The sequence below is a fragment of the Sphingomonas sp. SphC10 genome (assembly GCF_057004845.1).
Map to the genome: position 1 here is coordinate 1488429 of NZ_CM168044.1, position 21786 is coordinate 1510214.

At 67.2% G+C, this 21786-nt stretch carries 21 protein-coding genes; 10 read left to right on the plus strand and 11 right to left on the minus strand.

The genetic code is table 11. The features are described 5' to 3' along the window. Positions 1-208 precede the first annotated feature (208 nt). The 6 genes from ACWKSV_RS06635 (at position 209) to lexA (ending at position 5029) form a co-directional block, all read left to right on the plus strand. Positions 209-823 (plus strand): anthranilate synthase component II, encoded by a 615-nt coding sequence (locus ACWKSV_RS06635; protein WP_056438026.1) that lies wholly within the window; start codon positions 209-211, stop codon positions 821-823. Beyond that, positions 820-1815, plus strand: coding sequence for an anthranilate phosphoribosyltransferase (trpD, locus tag ACWKSV_RS06640; RefSeq protein WP_076716662.1), 996 nt, complete (start codon positions 820-822; stop codon positions 1813-1815). Before ACWKSV_RS06635 ends, trpD begins: the two co-directional genes overlap by 4 nt. Beyond that, positions 1812-2588, plus strand: a complete 777-nt coding sequence (trpC, locus tag ACWKSV_RS06645) for an indole-3-glycerol phosphate synthase TrpC (protein ID WP_076716663.1) — start codon at positions 1812-1814, stop codon at positions 2586-2588. The genes trpD and trpC overlap by 4 nt, the downstream gene beginning before the upstream one ends. Further along, complete coding sequence (gene moaC, locus ACWKSV_RS06650) at positions 2585-3052, plus strand: cyclic pyranopterin monophosphate synthase MoaC (RefSeq protein ID WP_076716665.1); 468 nt, start codon at positions 2585-2587, stop codon at positions 3050-3052. The genes trpC and moaC overlap by 4 nt, the downstream gene beginning before the upstream one ends. Positions 3053-3150: 98 nt before the next feature. Then, positions 3151-4293 (plus strand): molybdopterin molybdotransferase MoeA, encoded by a 1143-nt coding sequence (locus ACWKSV_RS06655; protein ID WP_237243378.1) that lies wholly within the window; start codon positions 3151-3153, stop codon positions 4291-4293. A gap of 55 nt (positions 4294-4348) precedes the next feature. Then, positions 4349-5029 carry a transcriptional repressor LexA gene (gene lexA / locus ACWKSV_RS06660; protein ID WP_076716668.1) on the plus strand — a complete coding sequence of 227 codons (681 nt, stop codon included), beginning with the start codon at positions 4349-4351 and terminating at the stop codon, positions 5027-5029. A gap of 105 nt (positions 5030-5134) precedes the next feature. On the opposite strand, the gene ACWKSV_RS06665 is transcribed toward lexA, so the two are convergent. Then, the gene (locus tag ACWKSV_RS06665) at positions 5135-7219 is read right to left on the minus strand and encodes a ComEC/Rec2 family competence protein (RefSeq protein WP_191864443.1); all 2085 of its coding nucleotides are present in this window, start codon (positions 7217-7219) and stop codon (positions 5135-5137) included. Positions 7220-7333: 114 nt separating this feature from the next. On the opposite strand from ACWKSV_RS06665, the gene gltX reads away from it, so the two are divergent. Genes gltX through ACWKSV_RS06680 form a run of 3 tightly spaced genes read left to right on the plus strand, consistent with a single transcriptional unit; the run spans position 7334 to position 10233 of the window. Continuing rightward, positions 7334-8734 (plus strand): glutamate--tRNA ligase, encoded by a 1401-nt coding sequence (gltX, locus tag ACWKSV_RS06670; protein WP_056438044.1) that lies wholly within the window; start codon positions 7334-7336, stop codon positions 8732-8734. Between the two features lie 2 nt (positions 8735-8736). Further along, positions 8737-10020, plus strand: a complete 1284-nt coding sequence (locus ACWKSV_RS06675; RefSeq protein ID WP_056438047.1) for a citrate synthase — start codon at positions 8737-8739, stop codon at positions 10018-10020. Positions 10021-10023: 3 nt separating this feature from the next. Continuing rightward, positions 10024-10233: a hypothetical protein gene (locus ACWKSV_RS06680; protein WP_056438051.1), complete on the plus strand. Its 210-nt coding sequence runs from the start codon at positions 10024-10026 to the stop codon at positions 10231-10233. A 380-nt stretch (positions 10234-10613) separates the two neighbouring features. Here the strand turns inward: ACWKSV_RS06680 and ACWKSV_RS06685 are convergent, their stop codons facing one another. Genes ACWKSV_RS06685 through ACWKSV_RS06700 form a run of 4 tightly spaced genes read right to left on the minus strand, consistent with a single transcriptional unit; the run spans position 10614 to position 14583 of the window. Then, entirely contained in the window at positions 10614-11936 is a 1323-nt protein-coding gene (locus ACWKSV_RS06685) for a sensor histidine kinase (protein WP_191864525.1), read from the minus strand. A 26-nt stretch (positions 11937-11962) separates the two neighbouring features. Beyond that, on the minus strand, positions 11963-13015 hold the full coding sequence (locus tag ACWKSV_RS06690) for a hypothetical protein (RefSeq protein ID WP_076716671.1): 1053 nt from the start codon (positions 13013-13015) through the stop codon (positions 11963-11965). Positions 13016-13050: 35 nt separating this feature from the next. Beyond that, complete coding sequence (locus ACWKSV_RS06695) at positions 13051-14235, minus strand: hypothetical protein (protein ID WP_076716673.1); 1185 nt, start codon at positions 14233-14235, stop codon at positions 13051-13053. Between the two features lie 54 nt (positions 14236-14289). Next, complete coding sequence (locus ACWKSV_RS06700) at positions 14290-14583, minus strand: hypothetical protein (RefSeq protein WP_056438064.1); 294 nt, start codon at positions 14581-14583, stop codon at positions 14290-14292. A gap of 102 nt (positions 14584-14685) precedes the next feature. On the opposite strand from ACWKSV_RS06700, the gene ACWKSV_RS06705 reads away from it, so the two are divergent. Then, positions 14686-17022, plus strand: a complete 2337-nt coding sequence (locus ACWKSV_RS06705) for a coiled-coil domain-containing protein (RefSeq protein WP_237243381.1) — start codon at positions 14686-14688, stop codon at positions 17020-17022. A 74-nt stretch (positions 17023-17096) separates the two neighbouring features. On the opposite strand, the gene ACWKSV_RS06710 is transcribed toward ACWKSV_RS06705, so the two are convergent. The 6 genes from ACWKSV_RS06710 to ACWKSV_RS06735 form a co-directional block, all read right to left on the minus strand. Then, positions 17097-17465, minus strand: coding sequence for a VOC family protein (locus ACWKSV_RS06710; RefSeq protein WP_076716675.1), 369 nt, complete (start codon positions 17463-17465; stop codon positions 17097-17099). A gap of 32 nt (positions 17466-17497) precedes the next feature. Beyond that, positions 17498-18223 carry a helix-turn-helix transcriptional regulator gene (locus ACWKSV_RS06715; protein ID WP_076716676.1) on the minus strand — a complete coding sequence of 242 codons (726 nt, stop codon included), beginning with the start codon at positions 18221-18223 and terminating at the stop codon, positions 17498-17500. 1 nt (position 18224) lies between these two features. Continuing rightward, on the minus strand, positions 18225-18500 hold the full coding sequence (locus ACWKSV_RS06720) for a DUF1467 family protein (protein ID WP_042483165.1): 276 nt from the start codon (positions 18498-18500) through the stop codon (positions 18225-18227). A 4-nt stretch (positions 18501-18504) separates the two neighbouring features. Then, a complete protein-coding gene (locus ACWKSV_RS06725) occupies positions 18505-20139 on the minus strand; it encodes a ribonuclease J (RefSeq protein WP_076716678.1) in 1635 nt (544 codons plus the stop codon). Between the two features lie 136 nt (positions 20140-20275). After that, entirely contained in the window at positions 20276-21055 is a 780-nt protein-coding gene (locus ACWKSV_RS06730; protein WP_076716680.1) for a type III pantothenate kinase, read from the minus strand. A 9-nt stretch (positions 21056-21064) separates the two neighbouring features. Next, positions 21065-21781, minus strand: coding sequence for a biotin--[acetyl-CoA-carboxylase] ligase (locus ACWKSV_RS06735; protein ID WP_076716681.1), 717 nt, complete (start codon positions 21779-21781; stop codon positions 21065-21067). Between the last annotated feature and the right edge of the window lie 5 nt (positions 21782-21786).

The window sequence follows — 21786 nt, forward strand, 5'->3', positions numbered from 1 at the left end:
GGTGACGTAAACTCCTTATGGTCTGACAACGTCGGACGCCCTTCATGGCTCCATGCTGAACGAAGCCCGGTAGGGGCAGATTTCCGGCGGAATTGCGGCGCTATGTCGCATGATCCGTCATCGCGCCACCGTCATGACGATACCCTGCCCCGCGAGACCGATGTGAACGGGGCGTTGCACCGCCCGCGCGATCGGCTATGGCGGTGCCATGATCCTGGTCGTCGACAATTACGACAGCTTCACCTGGAACCTCGTCCATTATCTTCAGGAATTGGGCAGCGAGGTAGAGGTGGTCCGCAACGACGCGATCTCGGCGGGCCAAGCGCTCTCGTCGGGGGCGCAAGCCTTTCTCATCTCCCCCGGGCCTTGCACGCCGACCGAGGCGGGCGTCAGCCTGGACCTGGTCGCCGCCGCCGCCGATGCGGGTCGGCCGCTTCTCGGCGTGTGCCTGGGCCATCAGGCGATCGGCCAGCATTTCGGCGGCTTGGTCGAGCGTGGCGGCCTGATGCATGGCAAGACCTCGCCGGTGCTGCACGACGGCACCGGGCTGTTTCGGGGCCTGCCCTCGCCCTTCACCGCGACGCGCTATCACTCGCTGATCGTCAACGATGTGCCCGATAGCCTGGTCGTCAATGCGCGCGCCGAGGATGGCACGGTAATGGGCTTTCGCCACGCGACGCTGCCCATTCACGGCGTCCAGTTCCACCCCGAAAGCATCGCCACCGAATATGGTCATGCAATGCTCGCCAACTTTCTGCGCGAAGCGGGCGTGGCGCATGAACTGCCCGAGCGGCTGCGCCCGCCGGTGGAGAGTGCCGCGTGACGACCGTCGCGCTGCTTCCCGATACCGTCAGTCCTTTGTCGCGAGAGACGGCGGCCGCCGCCTTTGCCGACATATTGGACGGCCGCGCCGAGGATGAGGCGATTGCGGCCTTCCTGGTCGGTCTGACGGAGCGGGGCGAAACCTCGATCGAGATCGCCGAGGCCGCCCGCGCCATGCGGCAGCGCGTCATCCCGGTCGAAGCGCCCAAGGGTACGGTCGATGTGTGCGGCACCGGCGGCGACGGACATCATACCCTCAACGTCTCGACCGCCGTGTCGCTGGTCGTCGCCGCACTCGGTGTGCCGGTCGCCAAGCATGGCAACCGCGCCGCTTCGTCCAAGGCGGGCGCGGCCGACACGCTGGAAGTGCTGGGCCTCGACATGGAGCGCGCGGGGGCCGTGGCGCAGTCGAGCCTCAACGATATCGGTATCGCCTTCCTGTTCGCCGCCAACCACCACCCGGCCATGGCGCGGATCACCCCGATCCGGCGCAGGATCGGACGACGGACGATCTTCAACCTGATGGGTCCGCTCGCCAATCCGGCGCATGTCGGGCGGCAGCTGATCGGCATCGCGCGTCCCGACTATGCGACCGTTTATGCCGAGGCGCTGGAACAATTGGGCGCCGAGGCGGCGCTGGTCGTGTCGGGCGAGGAAGGGCTGGACGAGCTGTCCGGTGCAGGTCCCAGCATCGCGGTCTCGGTCGGCGACATTACCGCCCCCGCAACCATTACCCCGGAGGATGCGGGCCTCCCCCGCCATCCCATCACCGCCATTCGTGGCGGCGACGCGCGGCACAATGCCGAGGCGCTTCGCCGTCTTCTCGCCGGGGAGCCGGGCGCGTATCGCGACGCGGTTCTCCTCAATGCCGCCGCCGCGCTGCTGGTCGCTGGGCATAGCACCGACCTGGCGCAAGGCGCGGTCGCCGCCGCCCGTGCCATCGACACCGGCGAGGCCGCGGCGCTTCTCGATCGATGGATTGCTTACCGATGACGATGCTCGACCGCATCCTGGAAACCAAGCGCGCCGATGTCGCCGCACGCAAGGCGACCATGTCGCATGCCGATCTGGACGCCAAGATCGCCACCGTCTCCGCACCGCGCGGGTTTCGTGCCGCACTGGACGCCAAGGCCGGCCATGCGCTGATCGCCGAGGTTAAGAAGGCCAGCCCCTCCAAGGGCCTGATCCGCGCCGATTTCGATCCCCCCGCCCATGCCCGCGCCTATGAAGCGGGCGGCGCGGCCTGCCTGTCGGTGCTGACCGACGAACGCTGGTTCCAGGGGGCGGACGTGTTCCTGGAACAGGCGCGCGCGGCGGTATCGATCCCGGTGCTGCGCAAGGACTTCATGGTCGATCCCTGGCAGGTGCACGAATCGCGCGCACTGGGGGCCGACGCCATCCTGATCATCGTCGCGGCCCTGGACGACACCCAGATGCAGGAGATCGAGGCCGCCGCGATCGAGTGCGGCATGGACGCGCTGGTCGAGGTGCACGACGCCGCCGAGATGGAGCGTGCCGCGCGGTTGAAGTCGCGGCTGATCGGGGTGAACAACCGTGATCTCAGGGACTTCACCGTTGATTTTCAGCGGACCTATGAGCTGGTGGCACATGCCCCTGCGGGTAGCACTTTCGTGGCCGAAAGCGGGCTGACCAGCCGGGAGGATCTGGACGCGATGGCTGTGCACGGCATTCATTGCTTCCTGGTTGGCGAAGCGCTGATGCGCCAGCATGACGTCGAGGCGGCGACCCGCGCGCTGATCGGATGACCGGCCTCACCCATCTCGACGAAGAAGGCTCGGCGCGCATGGTCGATGTCGGAGCCAAGGCGGTCACGGCACGACAGGCGGTGGCGCAAGGCCGCATCACCATGACTCGAGACGCCGCCGCCGCGATCCGCGCGGGCAGCGTCCAGAAGGGCGATGTGCTGGCGGTCGCGCGGGTGGCGGGGATCATGGCCGCCAAGAAGACCAGCGACCTCATTCCGCTCTGCCACCCCCTGCCGCTGAGCAAGGTGGAGATCGATCTGGTTCTGGACGAGGAAGGCGTGACCGCCACCGCCACCGCTGCCATGGCGGGCCAGACCGGTGTCGAGATGGAGGCACTAACCGCCGTGTCGGTGACGCTGTTGGCCGTGTACGACATGGCAAAGGCTCTCGATAAGCGCATGATGATTAGTGATATTCGCCTGATCGCCAAGACCGGCGGCAAGTCCGGCGACTGGCACGCCTGACGCCTCCGATCGCAGGGGAACGGACGCTGCGGAAAAGCGTCCTTGGGCCAAAAGGAGCGACCGTCATTCTTCTCCCCGTCCCCGAAGCCCAGGCCCGATTGCTCGCCCTGGCCAGCGAACGCTCCATCATCGAACTGCCGTTGCGCCAAGCCGCCGGACGCTGGGCCGCGCGTGACGTGACCGCGCGGCGGACCCAGCCTGCGCACGACCTGTCGGCGATGGACGGCTATGCGATCCGCTTTTGGGATATGCCGGGGCCATGGACCGTCATCGGCCAAAGCGCGGCGGGACGGCCGTTTAGCGGTTCGGTCGAGCCCGGACAGGCAACGCGCATTTTTACCGGCGCGGTGCTTCCGGAAGGCGCCGACACCGTCCTGATCCAGGAGGAAGCGGCGCGCGACGGCGCGGTCCTGACGCTGGCAGGCGAAGGCCCCGCCCATCAGGGCCGCAATGTCCGGCGGCGCGGGCTCGATTTTTCCGAAGGTGCAACGCTGATCGCTGCCGGGCAAAGGCTGACCCCCGCGCGCATCGCGGTGGCGGCGACCGGCGGTCACGCCGTCCTGCCCGTCCGTCCGGCCGTTCGTGTCGCGATCGCCGCAACCGGCGACGAACTGGTCCCGCCCGGCAGCACCGATCCCGCCGCCCTGCCCGAATCGAACGGCGTCATGCTGGCGGCGATGCTGGCCGATCTGCCGGTAAAGATCATCGATCTGGGCATCCTGCCCGATGATCTCGATAAGCTCCGCGACGCCTTTGCCTCGGTCGAGGCCGACCTGCTGGTCACAACCGGCGGTGCCTCGGTCGGAGACCATGACCTCGTCCAGCCCGCGCTCAAGGCGGCGGGCGGGAGCGTCGACTTCTGGCGTATCGCGCTTCGCCCCGGCAAGCCGATGATGGCGGGACGGCTAGGCGAGACGGTGGTGCTCAGCCTGCCCGGCAATCCCGTTTCGGCCTTCGTCACCGCGACGCTGTTCGTCCGCCCGCTGATCGCGCATCTGGCGGGCGCCGCCGATCCTCTGCCCAAGCCCATCCCCGCCGTGTTGGGCGAGGATCTGCCCGCCAACGGCCCGCGCATCGACTATCTGCGTGCCGCGATGATCGACGGGCGGGTCCATGCGGCGGCCATTCAGGACAGCTCGATGCTGCTGACCCTGGCGCGCTCGACGTGCCTGATCATCCGTCCGCCGCATGCCCCGGCCGCCGCCATGGGCGACTCGGCGGAAATCCTGATGCTCGCTTGACGCAAGCCAAAACGTTCCATATAAGTTCCACGTCTGTTCTAGACGGAGGATCGCGATGCTCACCGCAAAGCAGCATGAGCTTGTCTGCTTCATCAACGACCGTTTGAAGGAAACCGGCGTCTCGCCGTCTTTCGAAGAGATGAAGGAGGCGCTGGACCTCAAGTCCAAGTCGGGCGTCCACCGTCTGATCTCCGCACTGGAGGAACGCCACTTCATCCGTCGCCTGCCCAATCGTGCCCGCGCGCTGGAAGTGTTGCGGATGCCCGACCGGCCGGAAAAGACCGTGGTGGCCGAACCCGCATCCGCCAATGTCCGTGCGCCCGCCCCGCGTCCGGCAGTCGAGCCTGCCAATGACGTGGTCGAAATCCCGCTCCATGGCCGGATCGCCGCCGGTTTGCCGATCGAGGCGTTCGAGGGCAGTTCGATGCTGGCCGTGCCCGCTGCCCTGCTCGGCTCGGGCGAACATTATGCGCTGGAAGTATCCGGCGATTCGATGGTCGAAGCGGGTATCCTCGATGGCGACTATGCGCTGATCCGCCGCACCGATGTGGCGCGCGACGGACAGATCGTGGTCGCGCTGATCGACGATAGCGAAGCGACGCTGAAATATTTCCGGCGCGAAGGCTCGATGGTCCGCCTCGACCCCGCCAACCGCGCCTATGACCCGCAGCGCTACGCGCCCGCACAGGTGCGGGTACAGGGCAAGCTGTCGGGCATCCTGCGCCGCTACGAGTGAGGGCGGAGCAAAGCCATCTTAGAAAGCCCTGATCCGGCTTTGGATGGCTTTGCTCACAGTCTGGTTTGGGGCTGTCGAATGCATCGCCCTTGGTTGATAGAGGGCCTATCGCCCTCCCCTCTGTCCGGTCATCGACCATGGATGGCGATCACCGGGTTGGCGCACCATCCGCACCATGGGTGGATCGAGCCGGATTGAAACTCCGCCGGTCCGCTTCAAAACAGCGCTGTCCAGTTTCAACCAGCGGGGCTGGCACGCATCGGGCAGGCGACGGTCGGCGATCATGATGTCCACCCGACCGCAAAGCGCCACCAACGACGTCCATGGCACCGGATAACCACTGCGCGTCGCCGCGATCCGCCACCGCCGCCCGCCCTTCTCCAAAACGGTCACGCACATATCCCGCCCGCAATGCGCCGCCGGTTGATCGGCCAGCGCCAGCGGCTCGGCATCGGTGCCGCTGAGTTCGGACAGGGTGGTCCGCATATAATCCCCCGCCCGATGACGGAGCAGCGCCATACCATGCCCCGTCGCGATCCCGGCATGTCGACCGTTGCCGGTGACGATAAGGTCCGGTGCCGGTGCTGCCAGCATGACCCATATACCGGCCATCAGCGCGGGCGTCCCGAGCCATCGCCACCGGGTCCGCCAAAGCGCGATCCACAATCCCCCCGCGACGGCCAACCCGAACGCCCATCCCGACGCCACGGGCAAGGCGACCACCGATCCCGGCATGGCGGACACCGCATGCGCCAGCTTCAACAACAGGCCCAGGGCCTGTCCGAGCAACCACCAGAATGGGCCGCCCAACCCCATGGGCTCCAGCAACAATGCGATCATCTCCAGCGGCATGGCGATGAAGGTCGTCCAGGGAATCGCGACGATATTGGCCAGTGCGCCGTAAAGCCCCGCCTTGTGGAAATGATAGACGGCGATCGGCATCAGCGCCGCCTCGACCACCAGCCCGGTCAGCAGCAACGCGCCCAGATGCCGCAAAGCCGCCCAGCGCCAATCGGGATGCGGCCCCAGCCAGCGGCGAACCGCCGGATGTTCATGAAGCGCGACAATGGCGGTGATCGCTGCAAAGGAGAGCTGGAAACTGGCCCCCACCAATGCCTCGGGCCGGAAGATCAGCACGATCAGCGCCCCTGCCGCAACGAGGCGCAGGGTCATCGCTTCCCGACCCATGGCCAGCGCCGCGAGGACCAGCATCGCCGCGACACAGGAGCGTATCGTCGGAACCTCCGCTCCGGTCAGCCACGTATATCCGACGGCGGCAAAGGCTCCGGCCGCTGCTCCGACCAACGGCAGTCGAACCCGCAACGCCAGCCACGGCCAGAGCGCCAGCAGCCTGATGGTCAGCACCATGACGATCCCGACGACCGCCGTGATGTGAAGGCCGCTGACCGACAGGAGATGCGCCAGACCGGCCCGCCGCATCGCCTCCGCATCGTCCTGCGCGATCGCGCCGACATCGCCCGTGGCCAGCGCCGCCGCTATCCCGCCCGCGCTGCCCGGAAGCAGGCCCGTGATCCGTTGCGACAGGCGCTGGCGCAACCCGGGACTTTGATCGGCCTGGTGCAGTATCCGTACCGGCGCGAAGCCGCGCCCCGTGGCACCGATACGCTGAAACCACGCCGCGCGCGCAAAGTCATAGCCTCCCGGCGCGACCGGCCCCGCCGGCGGCATCAGCCGTGCCCGCAACCGGACCCATGCGCCCGGCCCCAATCCCACCGGCGCATCCTCCTGCGGCAATGATATCCGGATGCGCGGCGGCAGGTTCAACATCCGCCCGCGCCCGTCCCGCGCCCGAACCGGTCTCAGCATCAGCCGGACGATCTGCCGTGCCGCCAAGGGCTCGGCCGTCTCCACCTCGGCGATCATGTCCGCTATCACCGGCCGTGTTAGGACCGGTGCTCGGACCGACTCGGCACGCGCCCAGGCCAGTAGCACACCCGCCACCACCAGCATCGCGCCCAGACCGATAGCCCGCATCACCCGTCCGCCATCGGACAGGGTTGCCGCCGCCAGCCCGACGCCCCCGGCGGCGAGCATCACCGCCTCCCAGGCGCGTGGATCAGGCAGCACGAACCACGCCGCGATCCCCGCCCCCAGCATCACCGGCGTCCATAACGGGATCTGGTTCCGCTCGGCCTCTGCCCATGGCTCGGCCCGGCAAAGGCGCGGCATTTGGCGGCGCGGACGCATGGTGCTAGGGGCTGCGGCGGCTGACTGGGCCATCGAATCTTATGCTGGGAGTATGCGCGGTTGAGCGCAACACATGATATCGCCACCGGATCGACCATGAGCGGAGTCGTGACCCGTTTCGCGCCCTCGCCGACCGGATTTCTTCACATCGGCGGCGCGCGCACCGCGCTGTTCAACTGGTTGTTCGCGCGGGCGAATGGCGGCAAGTTCCTGCTGCGCATCGAGGATACCGATCGCGCCCGCTCGACCCAGCCTGCGATCGACGCGATCCTGGACGGCATGCGCTGGCTGGGGCTGGACTGGGACGGCGACGCCGTGTTCCAGTTCGCCCGTGCCGACCGCCATGCCGAGGTCGCCCGCGAGATGATGGAGCGGGGCCATGCCTATCGCTGCTACATGACGCAGGAAGAGATCGCCGCGCAGCGTGAAGCCGCACAGGCCGCCAAGCAGCCGCTGCGCATCCGCTCGCCCTGGCGCGACGCCGATCCCGCCACCGCGCCGGAGGGCCAGCCCTTCGTCGTCCGCCTGCGTGCGCCGCGCGAGGGAGCGGTGACGATCGAGGATCGCGTGCAGGGTAGCGTCACCGTGCAGAATGCCGAGCTGGACGATCTGGTCCTCCTGCGGTCCGACGGCACGCCGACCTATATGCTGGCGGTCGTGGTCGACGACCATGACATGGGCGTGACCCATGTCATTCGTGGTGACGATCACCTGAACAACGCCTTCCGCCAGCTGCCGATCTACAAGGCGATGGGCTGGGCCGAGCCGATCTATGCGCATATCCCGCTGATCCACGGATCGGACGGCGCCAAGCTCTCCAAGCGCCACGGCGCGGTGGGCATCGAGGCCTATCGCGACGAGATGGGCATCCTGCCCGAAGCGCTCGACAATTATCTGCTCCGCCTGGGCTGGGGCCATGGCGATGCCGAGATCATCGCGCGGGACGAGGCGGTGAAGTGGTTCGACCTCGCCGCCGTCGGCAAGGCGCCGTCGCGCTTCGACCTGAAGAAGCTGGAAAACCTCAACGGCCATTATATCCGCGAAGCCGACGACGCCCGTCTGGCCGAGCTGACCGCCAAGCGGATGGGTGTCGAGGATGTCGCGCTGCTGACCGCCGCCATGCCGTCGCTAAAGCCGCGCGCGGCGAATTTGAACGAATTGGCCGATGGCGCGCGCTTCCTTTTCGCGACCCGTCCGTTGAGCCTGGACGACGCCGCCACCGGCCTGCTCGACGATAAGGCACGGGGCATTCTCTTTTCCGTTCACACCGCGCTTGACGCGGTGCACAACTGGGATACGGAGCTTTTGGAAGACGCGGTACGCAAGGTGGCCGAAGCCGAGAGCGTGAAGCTCGGTCAGGTCGCCCAGCCGCTCCGCGCTGCCTTGACCGGACGCAAGACGTCCCCGGGGATTTTCGACGTGCTCGTTTTGCTGGGCCGCGAGGAAAGCCTGGGGCGGATCGCGGACCAGATGACCGCAGATAGGAAGGATCACTGAGTATGAGCGACACCGCGAAATTCGAAATCGGCGGCAAGGGCTTTGACTATCCGGTCATGTCGGGCTCGATCGGCCCGGACGTGGTCGATATCCGCAAGCTCTATGCCCAGACGGGTGCCTTCACCTATGATCCCGGCTTCACCTCGACCGCGTCGTGCCGGTCGGAACTGACCTATATCGACGGCGACGAAGGCGTTCTGCTGCACCGCGGCTATCCGATCGGCGAACTGGCCGAGAATAGCAGCTTCATGGAGGTCGCCTACCTCCTGCTGAACGGCGAACTGCCCAACCAGGGCGAGCTGTCGGAATTCACCACCACCATCACGCGCCACACCATGGTGCATGAGCAGCTGGCGGCGTTCTTCCGTGGCTTCCGCCGCGATGCGCACCCGATGGCGATCATGTGCGGCGTCGTCGGCGCGCTGTCGGCCTTCTACCACGATTCGACCGACATCCATGATCCGGTGCAGCGCACCATCGCGTCGCACCGCCTGATCGCCAAGATTCCGACGATCGCGGCGATGGCGTACAAGTACAGCGTGGGCCAGCCCTTCCTGTACCCGGACAACTCGCTGTCCTACACCGGCAACTTCCTGCGCATGACCTTCGGCGTTCCGGCCGAGCCGTATGAGGTGAACCCGGCCGTCGAAAAGGCGATGGACCGCATCTTCATCCTGCATGCCGATCACGAGCAGAACGCGTCGACCTCGACCGTCCGTCTGGCCGGTTCGTCGGGTGCGAACCCGTTCGCGTGCATCGCGGCGGGCATCGCCTGCCTCTGGGGTCCGGCGCATGGCGGCGCGAACGAGGCCGCGCTCAACATGCTGCGTGAGATCGGCACGCCCGAACGCATCCCCGAGTTCATCGCGCGCGCCAAGGACAAGAACGATCCGTTCCGCCTGATGGGCTTCGGTCACCGCGTCTACAAGAACTACGATCCGCGCGCGACCGTGATGCAGAAGACCGTGCGCGAAGTGTTTGACGCGCTGAAGGTCAACGATCCGCTGTTCGAGACGGCGCTTCGCCTCGAAGAGATCGCGCTGAACGACGAATATTTCGTCGAGAAGAAGCTGTTCCCGAACGTCGACTTCTATTCGGGCGTCATCCTGTCGGCGATCGGCTTCCCGACCGAGATGTTCACCGTGCTGTTCGCCCTCGCCCGCACCGTCGGCTGGGTCGCGCAGTGGAACGAGATGATCACCGATCCCGACCAGAAGATCGGCCGCCCGCGTCAGCTGTATACCGGTCCGACGCAGCGTTCGTATGTTCCGGTCGAGCAGCGCTAAGCCATGAACCGGGTCCGGCCGATCCTGATCGCCATCGGCGTCATGCTGGCGCTGACGGGGGGATTGTGGATCGGTCAGGGCTTGGGTTACATCCATTGGCCCGAGCAGAGCTTCATGCTCGGCCAGGGCGAATGGGCGGATCGCGGCGCCTTTGTCGCGATCGCCGGACTGGCGCTGATCCTGGTTGCACGACGGCTGCCCCGGCGGCGCTGAACGGTTCGCCAGGACGGCAAGAGAAAGGGCTCCTTCGGGAGCCCTTTTTGTTGATGGGGCGGCGTCTGTCGGAAGCAACTTCAGCCCCCTGCCTGAAGGGAAGGGGAGAAGGACAGGGTCTGAACGATATCCCGCCGCGCCTCTTCTTTCCATCGCCCCTGGACAGGGGAGAGGGTTAGCGGAGCTTGCCAGTTTACTGACTAGCGCAGCTTGGGTGAGGGGTTGAGCGAGCCTCCGGCTCGCGCGCGCTATGCGCGCTCACCCCTCACCCAGCTCCGACTAGGCCTTTGCTATGCAAAGACCAAGTCTGCGCAACCCTCTCCCCTCTGAGAGGGGCGAGGGAGAAATATGTATGGCTGAATGCCGATCCGCCCGAAGACTCAGCGCGCCCGGAGGCGAAGGTGAAAGGTCGCGCCCTCGCCCGGCACGCTCTCAACCCACAGGTCGCCGCCCATCGCACGCGCCAGACGGCGGGCGATATAGAGACCCAGGCCGTTGCCGCCGGGCTCGCTTGGGTCGACACGCTCGAACTTCTCGAAGATACGGGTCTGGTCTTCGGGTGCGATGCCCTTGCCGTGATCGGTGACGCTGACCACGGCCCATTCCCCGTCACGCTCGGCCGTGACCACCACTTCGCCGCCGCGCGGGGTGTACCGGATCGCATTGCCGATCAGGTTGATGAGGATTTGGAGACACCGGCCAAAGTCCCCGATGGCAGGCATCGCCTCGCCCGCGCCGGGACGACGGATCGTCACGCTCGCGGCATCCGCGCGCACGCCCAGCAAGCCCGAGGCGCGGCGGGCGACATCCGCCAGGTCGATCGGCATGGCCGCGAGCCGGAAATCGGGCTGTTCGATTGCCTGTAGCTCGACCAGATTGTCGACCAGCCCGATCAGATGCCGCCCGGCGTGTGCGATGTCATTGGCATATTCGGCATATTCGGCGGCGATCGGTCCGTCGCTGCGCGCTGCGATGCTGTCGGCATTGGCGACGATCCGCGCCAATGGCGTGCGCAGGGCGCGGTCAAGCCCGGCCGTAAATGTCTCGGTCAGCGGCGACGCGCCGGGATGCAGCAAGTCATCGTCCGCCCCCTCTCCCGGCTCGTCGATCAGATAGGTCGCGCCGATCAGCCCGGCGATGCCCCCCGTCGCGTCATGGCGGATCGCCGCCGACAGCCGGACGGGCGCATCGGTCGGCCGCAACCGGGCGCCTCGCCCGTCGAGCGGCGCGCCCTCGTCCAGCAGCGCCGTGCCGGAGTCGAAAGCGAAAAGAGCCGCCAATGGCCGCCCCAGCATCGCCTGTGCATCGAAGCCATGGCGCATCCCCGCCCCCGGTGACACAAAGGTCAGACGAAGTGCCGCGTCGGTTTCCCAGCGAAAGTCCGCGCCCATCGCAGCATGATCGGGCGGGGTCGCGGTCGGCTTCCACGCGTCCCGGTCACGCCAGCCGCTGACGCTCAGGCGGATCTGCCCGGTTTCGGGGCGGGCCTGTACCCACAGGTCGAGATCGCCCTCGTCATCGGCGACCATCACCTGCCGCGACACCGTAATGCCAAGCCGCCGCGCCAGTCGAGCGATCCTTGCGATGGGTGCCACCGCCAGACAGTCGCTGGCGCTTCCCCCCGCACGCATATGAAGCAGTTCGATGGGAGGATCGGCCGACAAAATGTGATCGCCTGCGTCCAGAATGGCACGCGCGACCATCGATTCGCCTGGGCTGTCCATTGCGCTCATCGGCGATCGGAGCCTTCCAGCCGCTCGATCGCCTCTCGAAACGGCGCGGGCAGGCTAAGCGATGCGATGGCCCGGCGCGCCTCTTCGGCCGGAATGGCCATGATCGCGTCCAGCGCCTCGGCAAAGCCATCGACATCGCGCCGCCCGTCCGCCTCGCACAGAGACAGCCCGATGCGCGCAATCACCGGCCGATCCTGGTCCAACGATCGCAGCGCCAGCCACAGCCGGTCGCCTTCGGGTTCCAGCACGATCTCGCGCACCATGTCATGCTCGATGCCGAGCGCATGGGTCAGCAGGGCAACGAACAAACCCAATTGCCGGTCAGACAGGCTCTCGAGCAGCAGGTCGGGCAATTCGCCCGGCCGCGCGTCGATCGCCGCAGCCAGCCGCATCGCGGGCAGGCCCGGCCGGTCACCGTCATCGCGCGCCGCCATGACGCGCTCGACGGCCTGCGCCAGCGCCCGGTCCCAGGCAGGATCGTCGCCCCTGCGCAGGGCCGCCGCCACGGTCCAGACCAGCCGGTCGTGCAGTCGTGTCGGCAGGCCCACCGCCTCATCGCCTTCGCGCGAACGCCCCTCGGCCAGCAGCACCGCGCGCGCGGCGGCGGCCACGATCCGGTCGGGGGCCTCGGTCAGGCGGATCAGCAAGCTCGGCGCATCACCCGCCATGCTCTCGATAGGCAGCGCACGGGCGATCAGGCCCTGCCGGACCTGCGCGACCAGTTCGTCGACCAGTGCCGGGTCGGCCAGCGCATCCGCACGATAGAGCAGCCGCAAGACCTCTTGCTGCTGGGGCTGCCCACCGCCCTCCGGCATGACCCGATCGGCCTGTTGCAGGAGATCGTGCGCGATCGTCTCGACCAGGTGGTGCAGCCGCGCCGTCACCTCGAACCGGACCTGGTCGGTCAGGCGCGATTCGGCATCCAGCCGCAGGTCCAGCACCGCACCCCGCCGCCGTCCCGCCGCGCGCGCGCGCGCCGCCGCGACGCGGTCGGACAGCCGCGTGGCGTGCCATGGGGAGGCGTGATGTGGGTCCGGTTCGACCGCCATGGGGCATCGCTAACCCCTTTGATGTTAAAGCGACACTAAACTTGGGCGCGCAATGTCTCGATTGCGGACGTTAAAGTGACGATCGCATAAATACTGGCAAGCGCCAGGCCCCAGGGGACGATGCTGACCAGCGCGGCGGGGAAAAGGACCAGCAGATAGGCGGGCGGGCTGGCCCACCAGCGCCGCCGAAAGCGATACAGCCCCGCCCGCTCCGCCAAAATACCCAGAATGATCAGCATTAACGCCAGGACCGGCGCGATATCCTCGCCCGACAGACGGAAATCCTGCCACCCGAGCGCCGCCACGGCGAGCCCGGACAGCGCCGCGATGGCCGCCGACCCGGCGCGCGCCGCGCTCTGTTCGTCGCGCAACCCCGCCAGCGTCTCGCCAAGGCCCAGCCCCAGCGTTCCGGCAATGGCGATCAGCAAGCCGAAAGCCGGCAGGCCGGACAGGATCAGAACCAGTCCGAGCAGCCCCAGCCCGGCCCCAGCCCCGCCCGCGACATGCGCAGGGACCGAACGCTCGACCAGGCGCGGCAGCGCGAGGCGTGCGATGGGCGCCAGGATGTAACGATCGAACCAGCTCCGTCGTCCGGAGACCAGCCGCGCGACGACCGCCCGCCCCCGCGCATCCAGCGCCTCGGCACGGTGGACGATGCCATGACCCGCCTTTTCCGCATCGGCGGGCAGAAGGATATGCGTCGCCCGCGCCTGCGAGGCGAGCCGCAGCAGCGTCGATTGTAGGTCGTAATCGCGGGGCAGCGCCGCCACTTCGGCGACCCGGCGCGGATCGAGCCGCGCGACGCCCGCCCAGGCCATCTGCCCGCCGACCCGCTCCAGTCCGGCTTCGGCCTCCGCCTCGGGCAGCACGATCAGCGCGTCCTGTCCGGCATCGCGCAGGACCAGCGCGATCGTATCCTCGGTGGTGATCAGACCATCGGCCAGTACGAGTAGTCGCGACAGGGGGTGGAGCTTCTCCGACGCCTCGACCGCGCTGCGCACCGTGTCGACCACCACCCCGCGCTGGGCGATTCGGGCGATCGCGCCGAGCAGTTCCGGGGTCAGGCGCGCGACGACGATGATGATCTGCGCGGCCCCCGCCGCGATCAGCAGGCGCGCCTGATATTCGATCAGGGTAACGCCCGCGAACGGTAGGGTGGCCGTCAGCCGACCGGGGCGGTCGTCGGCGTCGTCAATCGCAAAGAGAAGACCGGAAAGCATCACGTGCTGTTAGGCGCTAGAGACGCGCCTTGCCAGCCCTGACCCGGTGACGCGTCAAAGGCGCGCGACCTGATCCCCGATCCGGTCGAGCAACTGCGGGTCCGGGCTTTCCAGTTCCGCCGCCTGAGCCGCCAGGGTCATCAGCGGCAAAGCGTTGACGCTCGCCGCCAGCCCCTTCAGCCGCAAGGCCGCCTCGCGCCATTCGCCGACGTCCTCGGCCATATGCATGGCCTCCATCGCACGGGTCACGCCCTCGACAAAGGCGCGGCGCAATTCCTGGATCACGGCCGGTTCATCACCCGCCACCGCCGCCAGGGCAGAATCGATCGTTCCGTGCTCGTAGGTCATTGCCCTCACTTAAACCCGAACGGGGGTTGCACGGAATAGCGCAATTCGCTTTCTGCCATCGGCAAACGTGATAAACCGGCCCATTGTGACACGGGGGCCCAGATGATCGTCGATATGCGCGCAGAGCGTCAGGACAGGTCGGACATGCCGAACGCAGAGACGGATATGTACGACTATACCGTCCAGCCCCCGGCCGAAGAAGCCCCGTCCGCCCCGCCTGCCGCCGATCCCCCGTCCTTCGGCATCTGGCTGGACGAAGGCACCGCGCTGGTCGAGCAGGAGGAGCCCTCACCTGCGCGCTGGCCATTGATCGTCGCGATTCTGGTCTCGGTCCTGTGGGCGGCGGCCATTCTATTCTGGGACATCTCGGCCAGCCCGATGCTCTCACCCGCGACGCTGGCCCCGCTGGGGACGCTCGCACTGGCCGGACCGATGCTGATCGCGGTCCTGTGGCTGGTCGGCCAGCGCAGCAGCCGTGCCGAGCAACGCCGCTTCGCGCTGACCGCGCGCGACATGCGCGAGGAAGCGGCGGCGCTGGAACGCGCGGTCGGCGCGATCGGACAGGCGCTGTCCGCCAACCGCTTCGAGTTGTCGGCCCAGGCGATCGCCCTGTCCGAAATGGCCCAGGCCGCCGAGACGCGCTTCAGGACGATCGCACGTGACCTGACCGACGATATCCAGATGGTCGAGGCGCATGGCCGCACGCTCGCCGATATCGCCGTGACCAGCCAGTCGAGCATGACCCAACTGCTCGAAGCCCTGCCCCGCGCGGCGGAGGAGATCGGCGAGGCATCCGACCGGATGGCGGAGGCGGCGCGCTCGGCGCAAATCCACGCAATGGAGCTGGACGCCCAGTTCGTCGCGCTCGGTCGGCGCGGGCAGGATGCGGACACCATTGCCAGCGGTGCGGCGCTGCGCCTGGCCACCCACATCGAACAAATGGAGGAAACCAGCCGCGTCGCCGGGGTGCATCTGGAAACCGTCACCGGCAATCTCGCCACCACGATCGACGCGCTGCTCGACCGGACGGCCCAGGCCATCGACCAGTCGCGCCTGGGCTTCGCGGCCCAGGGCGAGGAGATGCTGGCGATGATCGCGGCGAACCAGGCGGCGCTCGACGGGGCCGCGCGCGACAGTGCCGATGCGCTGGCCGAACGGCTGACGACGGTGGACGGCGCCGTCGCCCGCCTGACCGCCGAACTGGAGGCACAGCGGATCGCGGGCGAGACGATGATCGACACGCTCGACACCGAACTGGAGCGGGTCGAGACGCGCATCGCGGTGCTTCACACTCAAGGCACCGAAAAGTCGCAGATGCTCGCCGCTTCGATCAGCGCCTTGGGCGGATCGGCGGATGCGATGACCGGCGCGCTGGAGGCGGGCGAGACCATGGCCAACCGCGTCATCGGCACGACCGAGACGCTGCTGATCGCGCTCGATGCCGCCGCCCGTGAGATCGACGAAACGCTGCCCGAGGCGCTGGGGCGGCTCGACCAGCGGATGCATGCCAGCCATGAGGTCGTCGTCGAGACCAAGCCCGAACTGCTCGCCCTGGTCGCCGCGGCGGAGAGCACGCATGAGGCGATCGAAGCTATCGCCGACGTCATCGCCGAACAGCGCCAGACGCTGGAGACGCTGTCGGGCTCGCTGCTCGAAACCCTGTCGACCGGGCGGGCCAAGGCCGATGCGCTGGGTATGATGGTCGAGGAGACGATCGAACGCTCGCACCAGTTCGCCGACGAGGCCGCACCCAAGCTGGTCGATGCGTTGCTGCGCGTCCGCGAGACCGCTGCGACGGCCGCCGAAAAGGCGCGCGAGACGCTGGCCGACGTCATTCCCCAAGCCGCCAGCGCGCTGGAAATCGCCAGTGCCGAGGCGATGCGGCGCGCGACCGGCGACACCGTCGAGCGGCAGGTTCATGCCATCGTCGATGCCACCCAGAGCGCGGTCGAGGCCGCGACGCGTGCGACCGAGCGGCTGGCACGGCAGGCCGACATGATCGTCGAGAAGACGACCATCGTCGAATCGCGGATCGAAGAGGCCCGGACCGAGCGCGAGGAAGCCGATCGCGACAATTTCGCCCGCCGCGCCTCGCTGCTGGTCGAATCGCTCAACTCGGCGTCGATCGACATCGCCAAAATCTATGCCCCCGAAGTCACCGACAGCGCCTGGGCCGCCTATCTGAAGGGCGATCGCGGCGTCTTCACCCGGCGTGCGGTGCGTATCCTCGACTCGCATCAGGCGCGGGGCATCGCCGATCTGTATGACGAGGATCCCAAGTTCCGCGACCATGTGAACCGCTATATCCATGATTTCGAGGCGATGCTGCGCGGCGTGCTGGCGCAGCGTGACGGATCACCGTTGGGCGTCACATTGCTATCGTCGGATATGGGCAAGCTCTATGTCGCGCTCGCCCAGGCCATCGAGCGGCTGCGTTAACGGAGGGCGAGAAATGGCGGTCGAGGCTTGCTCCAACCGCCATTCAGTTTGAGCGAAGTCGGGGGCTACGCCCCTCAACCGTTCAGCGCATAGACCCGCAACCGGTGGCCATCGGGATCCAGTGCCACGAAGCTCCGCCCGAACGGACGATCATTGGGCGGCGTCAGCATCGTCACTCCCTTGGCCAGCCAATCCGCATGACACGCATCCACGCCGTCATGGTCCCGCCGGAACCCCAGCTCGATGACACCCGACGTCCCCTCGGCCGGGGGATCGATCACGTCGCGACGCCACAGGCCCAGCGTCGTACCCGAGTCGAGGGCGAACAAGGTAAAGGCGTCGCCTGCGTCGACCGGGTCGCGCAACAACACCCCGCGATAAAAGTCGGTGCTGACGCGCATATCGGCGATGTGCAGCAGGATGGTGGTCGTCGGGCAGGTCATGGCAAATCTCCTTCGTTCGAGAGGAGGTCCGCCTATCCGACGGCTGCGTCAGTTTCCGTCAGCAGGAAGCGTTCCTGTGGAATGCCCGCCGCTTCGCGCCATTCGCGCAGCAGGACGGCGCGGCGACGTGGATAACGCTCCGGCAGGGCGCGCGCGGTGACGATGCGGTCGATACGGAAGGTACGATAATCGCCGCGCAACTCGCACCAGCCGAGCAGCACATCGGCCCGGTCGAACAGCGCGATCGCGAACGGCCAGATCGTCCTCTCCGATGCTTCACCCTGTGCGTCGCGGTAGACCAGCGACAAACGCCGCTCGGCTCGGATCGCTGCCCGCAGAGGTGCCGGATCGACCTCCCCCTCATAGGCTTCCGAGCGCAGGCCGATGAACAGCGCCGTATCGCGCATCGCCTCGGCCTGTTCGGCTGTCATCGCGCGCATGATCCGCGCCGCGGCACTGCGCGCGGCCTGTCCCATTGCCGGGTCCGCCCGTTCGGCGACCCAGCGAGCCCCCAGGACCAGCGCCTCGACCTCCTCAATGGGGAAACTCATCGGCGGCAGCATGAAGCCGGGCTTCAAGCGATAGCCCAATCCCGCCCCGCCCTCGACATCCGCACCCATTGCCTGAAGCGTCGCGATATCGCGGTATAGCGTACGCAGCGAAATGCCGAGCTGCTCGGCCAGATGCCGCCCGGACACGACGCCGCTCTGGCGGTGGAGCAGATGGAGCAGGTCGAACAGGCGGGACGCACGCGCCATGTCAGACGCCCCGGCTCACCCCGCTCCAGTCGAGCATGTCGGCGGTGATCCAGCCATAGACATAATTCAGATAGAACAGGACGAACATCACCGTCGCCACGATCGTCGTGCGCAGGAAGAAACGCCCGATCAGGAAGACATGCGGTGCGCTCTCAGCGGTGCCGGGGATATGCTCGCCCCCCGCCTCGTGCGTGGTCCTGACCCCGAAGGGCAGGACCAGGAACACGGCGAGGAACCAGAACAGGACGTAGATCGCGAGGGCCGACGTCCAGTGCATGGTCTTAGCCCTCGATCAGCAGGACATCGACGATCGGCTTCTTGCCGGTCCAGCGGGTCGCCACCTTGCGCACCGACAGGCGGATATCCTCGCGCAGCTTGTCGGTCGCCCGGCGCGGGCCGTCGACCGCCTTGGCCGCAGCCGCCACCGCCTCGGCGATGAAGGCGTCACGCTCGTCCTCGACGGGCACACCCTGTACGCGGATCTGCGGGCTGCCGACCAGCCGCCCCTTGGCGACCGCGACGCCGACCGAAATCTGGCCGTTGATCGCCAGCTTGCGCCGCTCGTTCATCGTCGAGCCGTCCGACGGCAGGATGACGTCACCGTCCAGCACCAGTCGACCGACCGGCACATTGCCGATCTTGGTCGCGTTGCCAGGCAGCAGGCGAACCATGTCACCGTCCGACTGGACGATGGTCTGCGGCACCCCCTGCGTCGTCGCGAAGCGGGCATGCTCCATCATGTGCCGCATCTCGCCGTGAACGGGCATCAGCGTGCGTGGACGGAGCCACTTGTACATCTGCGCCAGTTCGGGCTGGCCGGGGTGGCCCGAGACATGGACATGCGCCTGACGCTCGGTGACCATCCGGACGCCCTTGCCCGCCAGAATATTCTGAATACGGCCGACCGCCGTCTCGTTGCCGGGAATCTGGCGGGCCGAGAAGATGACGGTGTCGCCGGTGTCGAGCCGGATCGTATGACTGCCCTCGGCGATACGCGACAGCGCGGCGCGCGGCTCGCCCTGCCCGCCAGTCGCGACGATCAGCACGCGGTCCTTGGGCAGGCGGTTCGCCGTCTCAGGATCGACGACCTCGGGGAAGCCCTTGAAATAGCCACAGGCGCGGCCGACCTTCAGAATCCGGTCGAGCGAGCGGCCGGTGACGCACAGCTTGCGCCCCGTCTCCTTGGCGACCTCACCGAGCGTCACCAGACGCGCGGCGTTGGAGGCGAAGGTGGTGACGACCACGCGTCCCTTCGCCTTGGCCACCGTCTCGGCGATGCCGGGGCGGACGCTGGCTTCCGAGCCCGAGGCCTCGGTGTTGAAGGCGTTGGTGGAGTCGCACACCAGCACGTCGACTCCCATGTCGCCGATCGACGACAACTGCGCAGGGCTGGCGGGCTTGCCGATGACGGGGGTCTGATCGAGCTTCCAGTCGCCGGTGTGGAACACGCGGCCGACCGCTGTCTCGATCAGCAGCGCATTGGCTTCGGGGATCGAGTGCGACAGCGGCACGAAGGTGAAGTCGAACGGGCCGACCTCGAACGTCTTGCCGGTTTCCATCACGCGCAGCTTGACGCGGTTCGCGCTGCCCTCTTCCTCCAGCTTGCCGCGGACCAGTCCGGCGGTGAAGGCGGTGGCATAGATGGGCACGCCCAGGTCTTCGGCCAGATAGGGCAGCGCGCCGATATGGTCCTCATGACCATGGGTCAGCACGATGCCGACCAGGTCGTCCAGCCGGTCCTCGATGAAGCTCAGATCGGGCAGGATCACGTCGATGCCGGGATAGGCCGGATCGGCAAAGGTGATGCCGCAATCGACCATCACCCACTTACCTTCGGTGCCGTACAGGTTCACGTTCATGCCGATTTCGCCCGATCCACCGAGCGCGCAGAACAGCAATTCTTTCTTGGGAGTCATTCACTTCCTGACAATGGACGCCCACCCCGCTGAAAGCGGGTTCGGGGCGATGGGGGTGCGCCGGTCAGGGCGCGGTCATTTCTTCGCGGACCCCGGCGCCCAGCGGTATCTCGCGGGCTGCCTGGTCCGAAACTCGTCATATGATATGGGCGCGTTCCCACAGGATCGCCAGCCCCTGAATGGTCAGGTCGGGCTCGATATGATCGAAAACATCGGTGTGCGGCGACAAAAGCGCCGCCAATCCGCCCGTTGCCAGCACCTTGACCGGCCGCCCGACCTCGGCCTTCAGCCGCGCCACCAGCCCCTCGATCATCGCGACATAGCCCCAGAAGATACCGATATGCATCTGGTTGACCGTGTTGCGGCCGATCACGCTGCGGCTTTCCGGTGCCTCGATGGCGATGCGCGGCAGCTTGGCCGCAGCGGTCACCAGCGCGTCGAGCGACAGGTTGATGCCGGGTGCGATGATCCCGCCCTTATACGCGCCCTGATAGTCGCTGATGTCGAAGGTCGTCGCCGTGCCGAAATCGATGGTGATCAGGTCGCCTGGATAAAGCTCATGTGCCGCGATCGTGTTGACCGCGCGGTCCGCGCCCAACGAGGCGGGTTCGTCGACGTCGATCGCGATCCCCCATTCCACCGGCGCGCGGCCTGCGATCAGCGGCTCGACCTTGAAATATTTCTGGGCCAGCACCTGAAGATTGTGGAGCGCGCGCGGCACGACGGTGGCGATGATGACGCCGGTCACATCCTCGCGCGCATAGCCTTCCAGCGCCAGCAACTGGCTCAGCCATACCGCATATTCATCGCCGGTGCGGCGCGGATCGGTCGCGATTCGCCAGCGCCCCTTGATCGTCCGCCCTTCGAGCAGCGCAAAGACCACGTTCGTGTTCCCGGCATCGATCGCAAGCAGCATGGGGGTCCTTCAGATCAGGAAGATATCGCCGGCATGGATGACATGGCCGGAGCCGTCCGCCAAGCGGAGCCTGAGCGCGCCGTCGCTCGCCAGGCCGTCAAAGCTTCCGGTCAGCGCCTGCCCGTCCGGTAGTTTGGCGGTCAGTGCGGTGCCGCGCGGATGCGCCCTGGCCTCCCAGCGCGCGATGATCGGTGGCAACCCCTGTTCACGCCAGACCGCGACCCAGCGGGTCATCGCATCGGCGAGCAGCGCCTGCATCGTCTGGGGCGAGACAGTGACGCCATGATCGCCAAGCGCTGTCGTGGCGCGGCCGGATAGGTCCGGGGCCGACGCCAGGTTGATCCCCATGCCGATGACGACCGCATCACCCGTACGCTCCAACAAGATGCCCGACAATTTGGCGCCGTCGATCAACAGATCGTTCGGCCATTTCAGCGCAAGGCGTGCGCCGATATCGGGCAGACAGGATCGAACCGCGTCTTCGATCGCCACGGCGGCGACCAGCGCCAGCGTCGCCGCCATCGGATCACCGGGGCGCAGGCGGACCAGCGTCGATCCATAATAATTTCCGGAAGGCGAGGACCATTCCCGCCCCTGGCGTCCGCGCCCCGCCGTCTGGCGGTCGGCGCGGAGCCAAAGGCCGTCCCAATTGCCATCTTCGCCGCCTGCCTCGGCAAGCCGGCGAAGATCGGCATTGGTCGATCCCGTTTCCGGGACGTGGAGCAATCGGC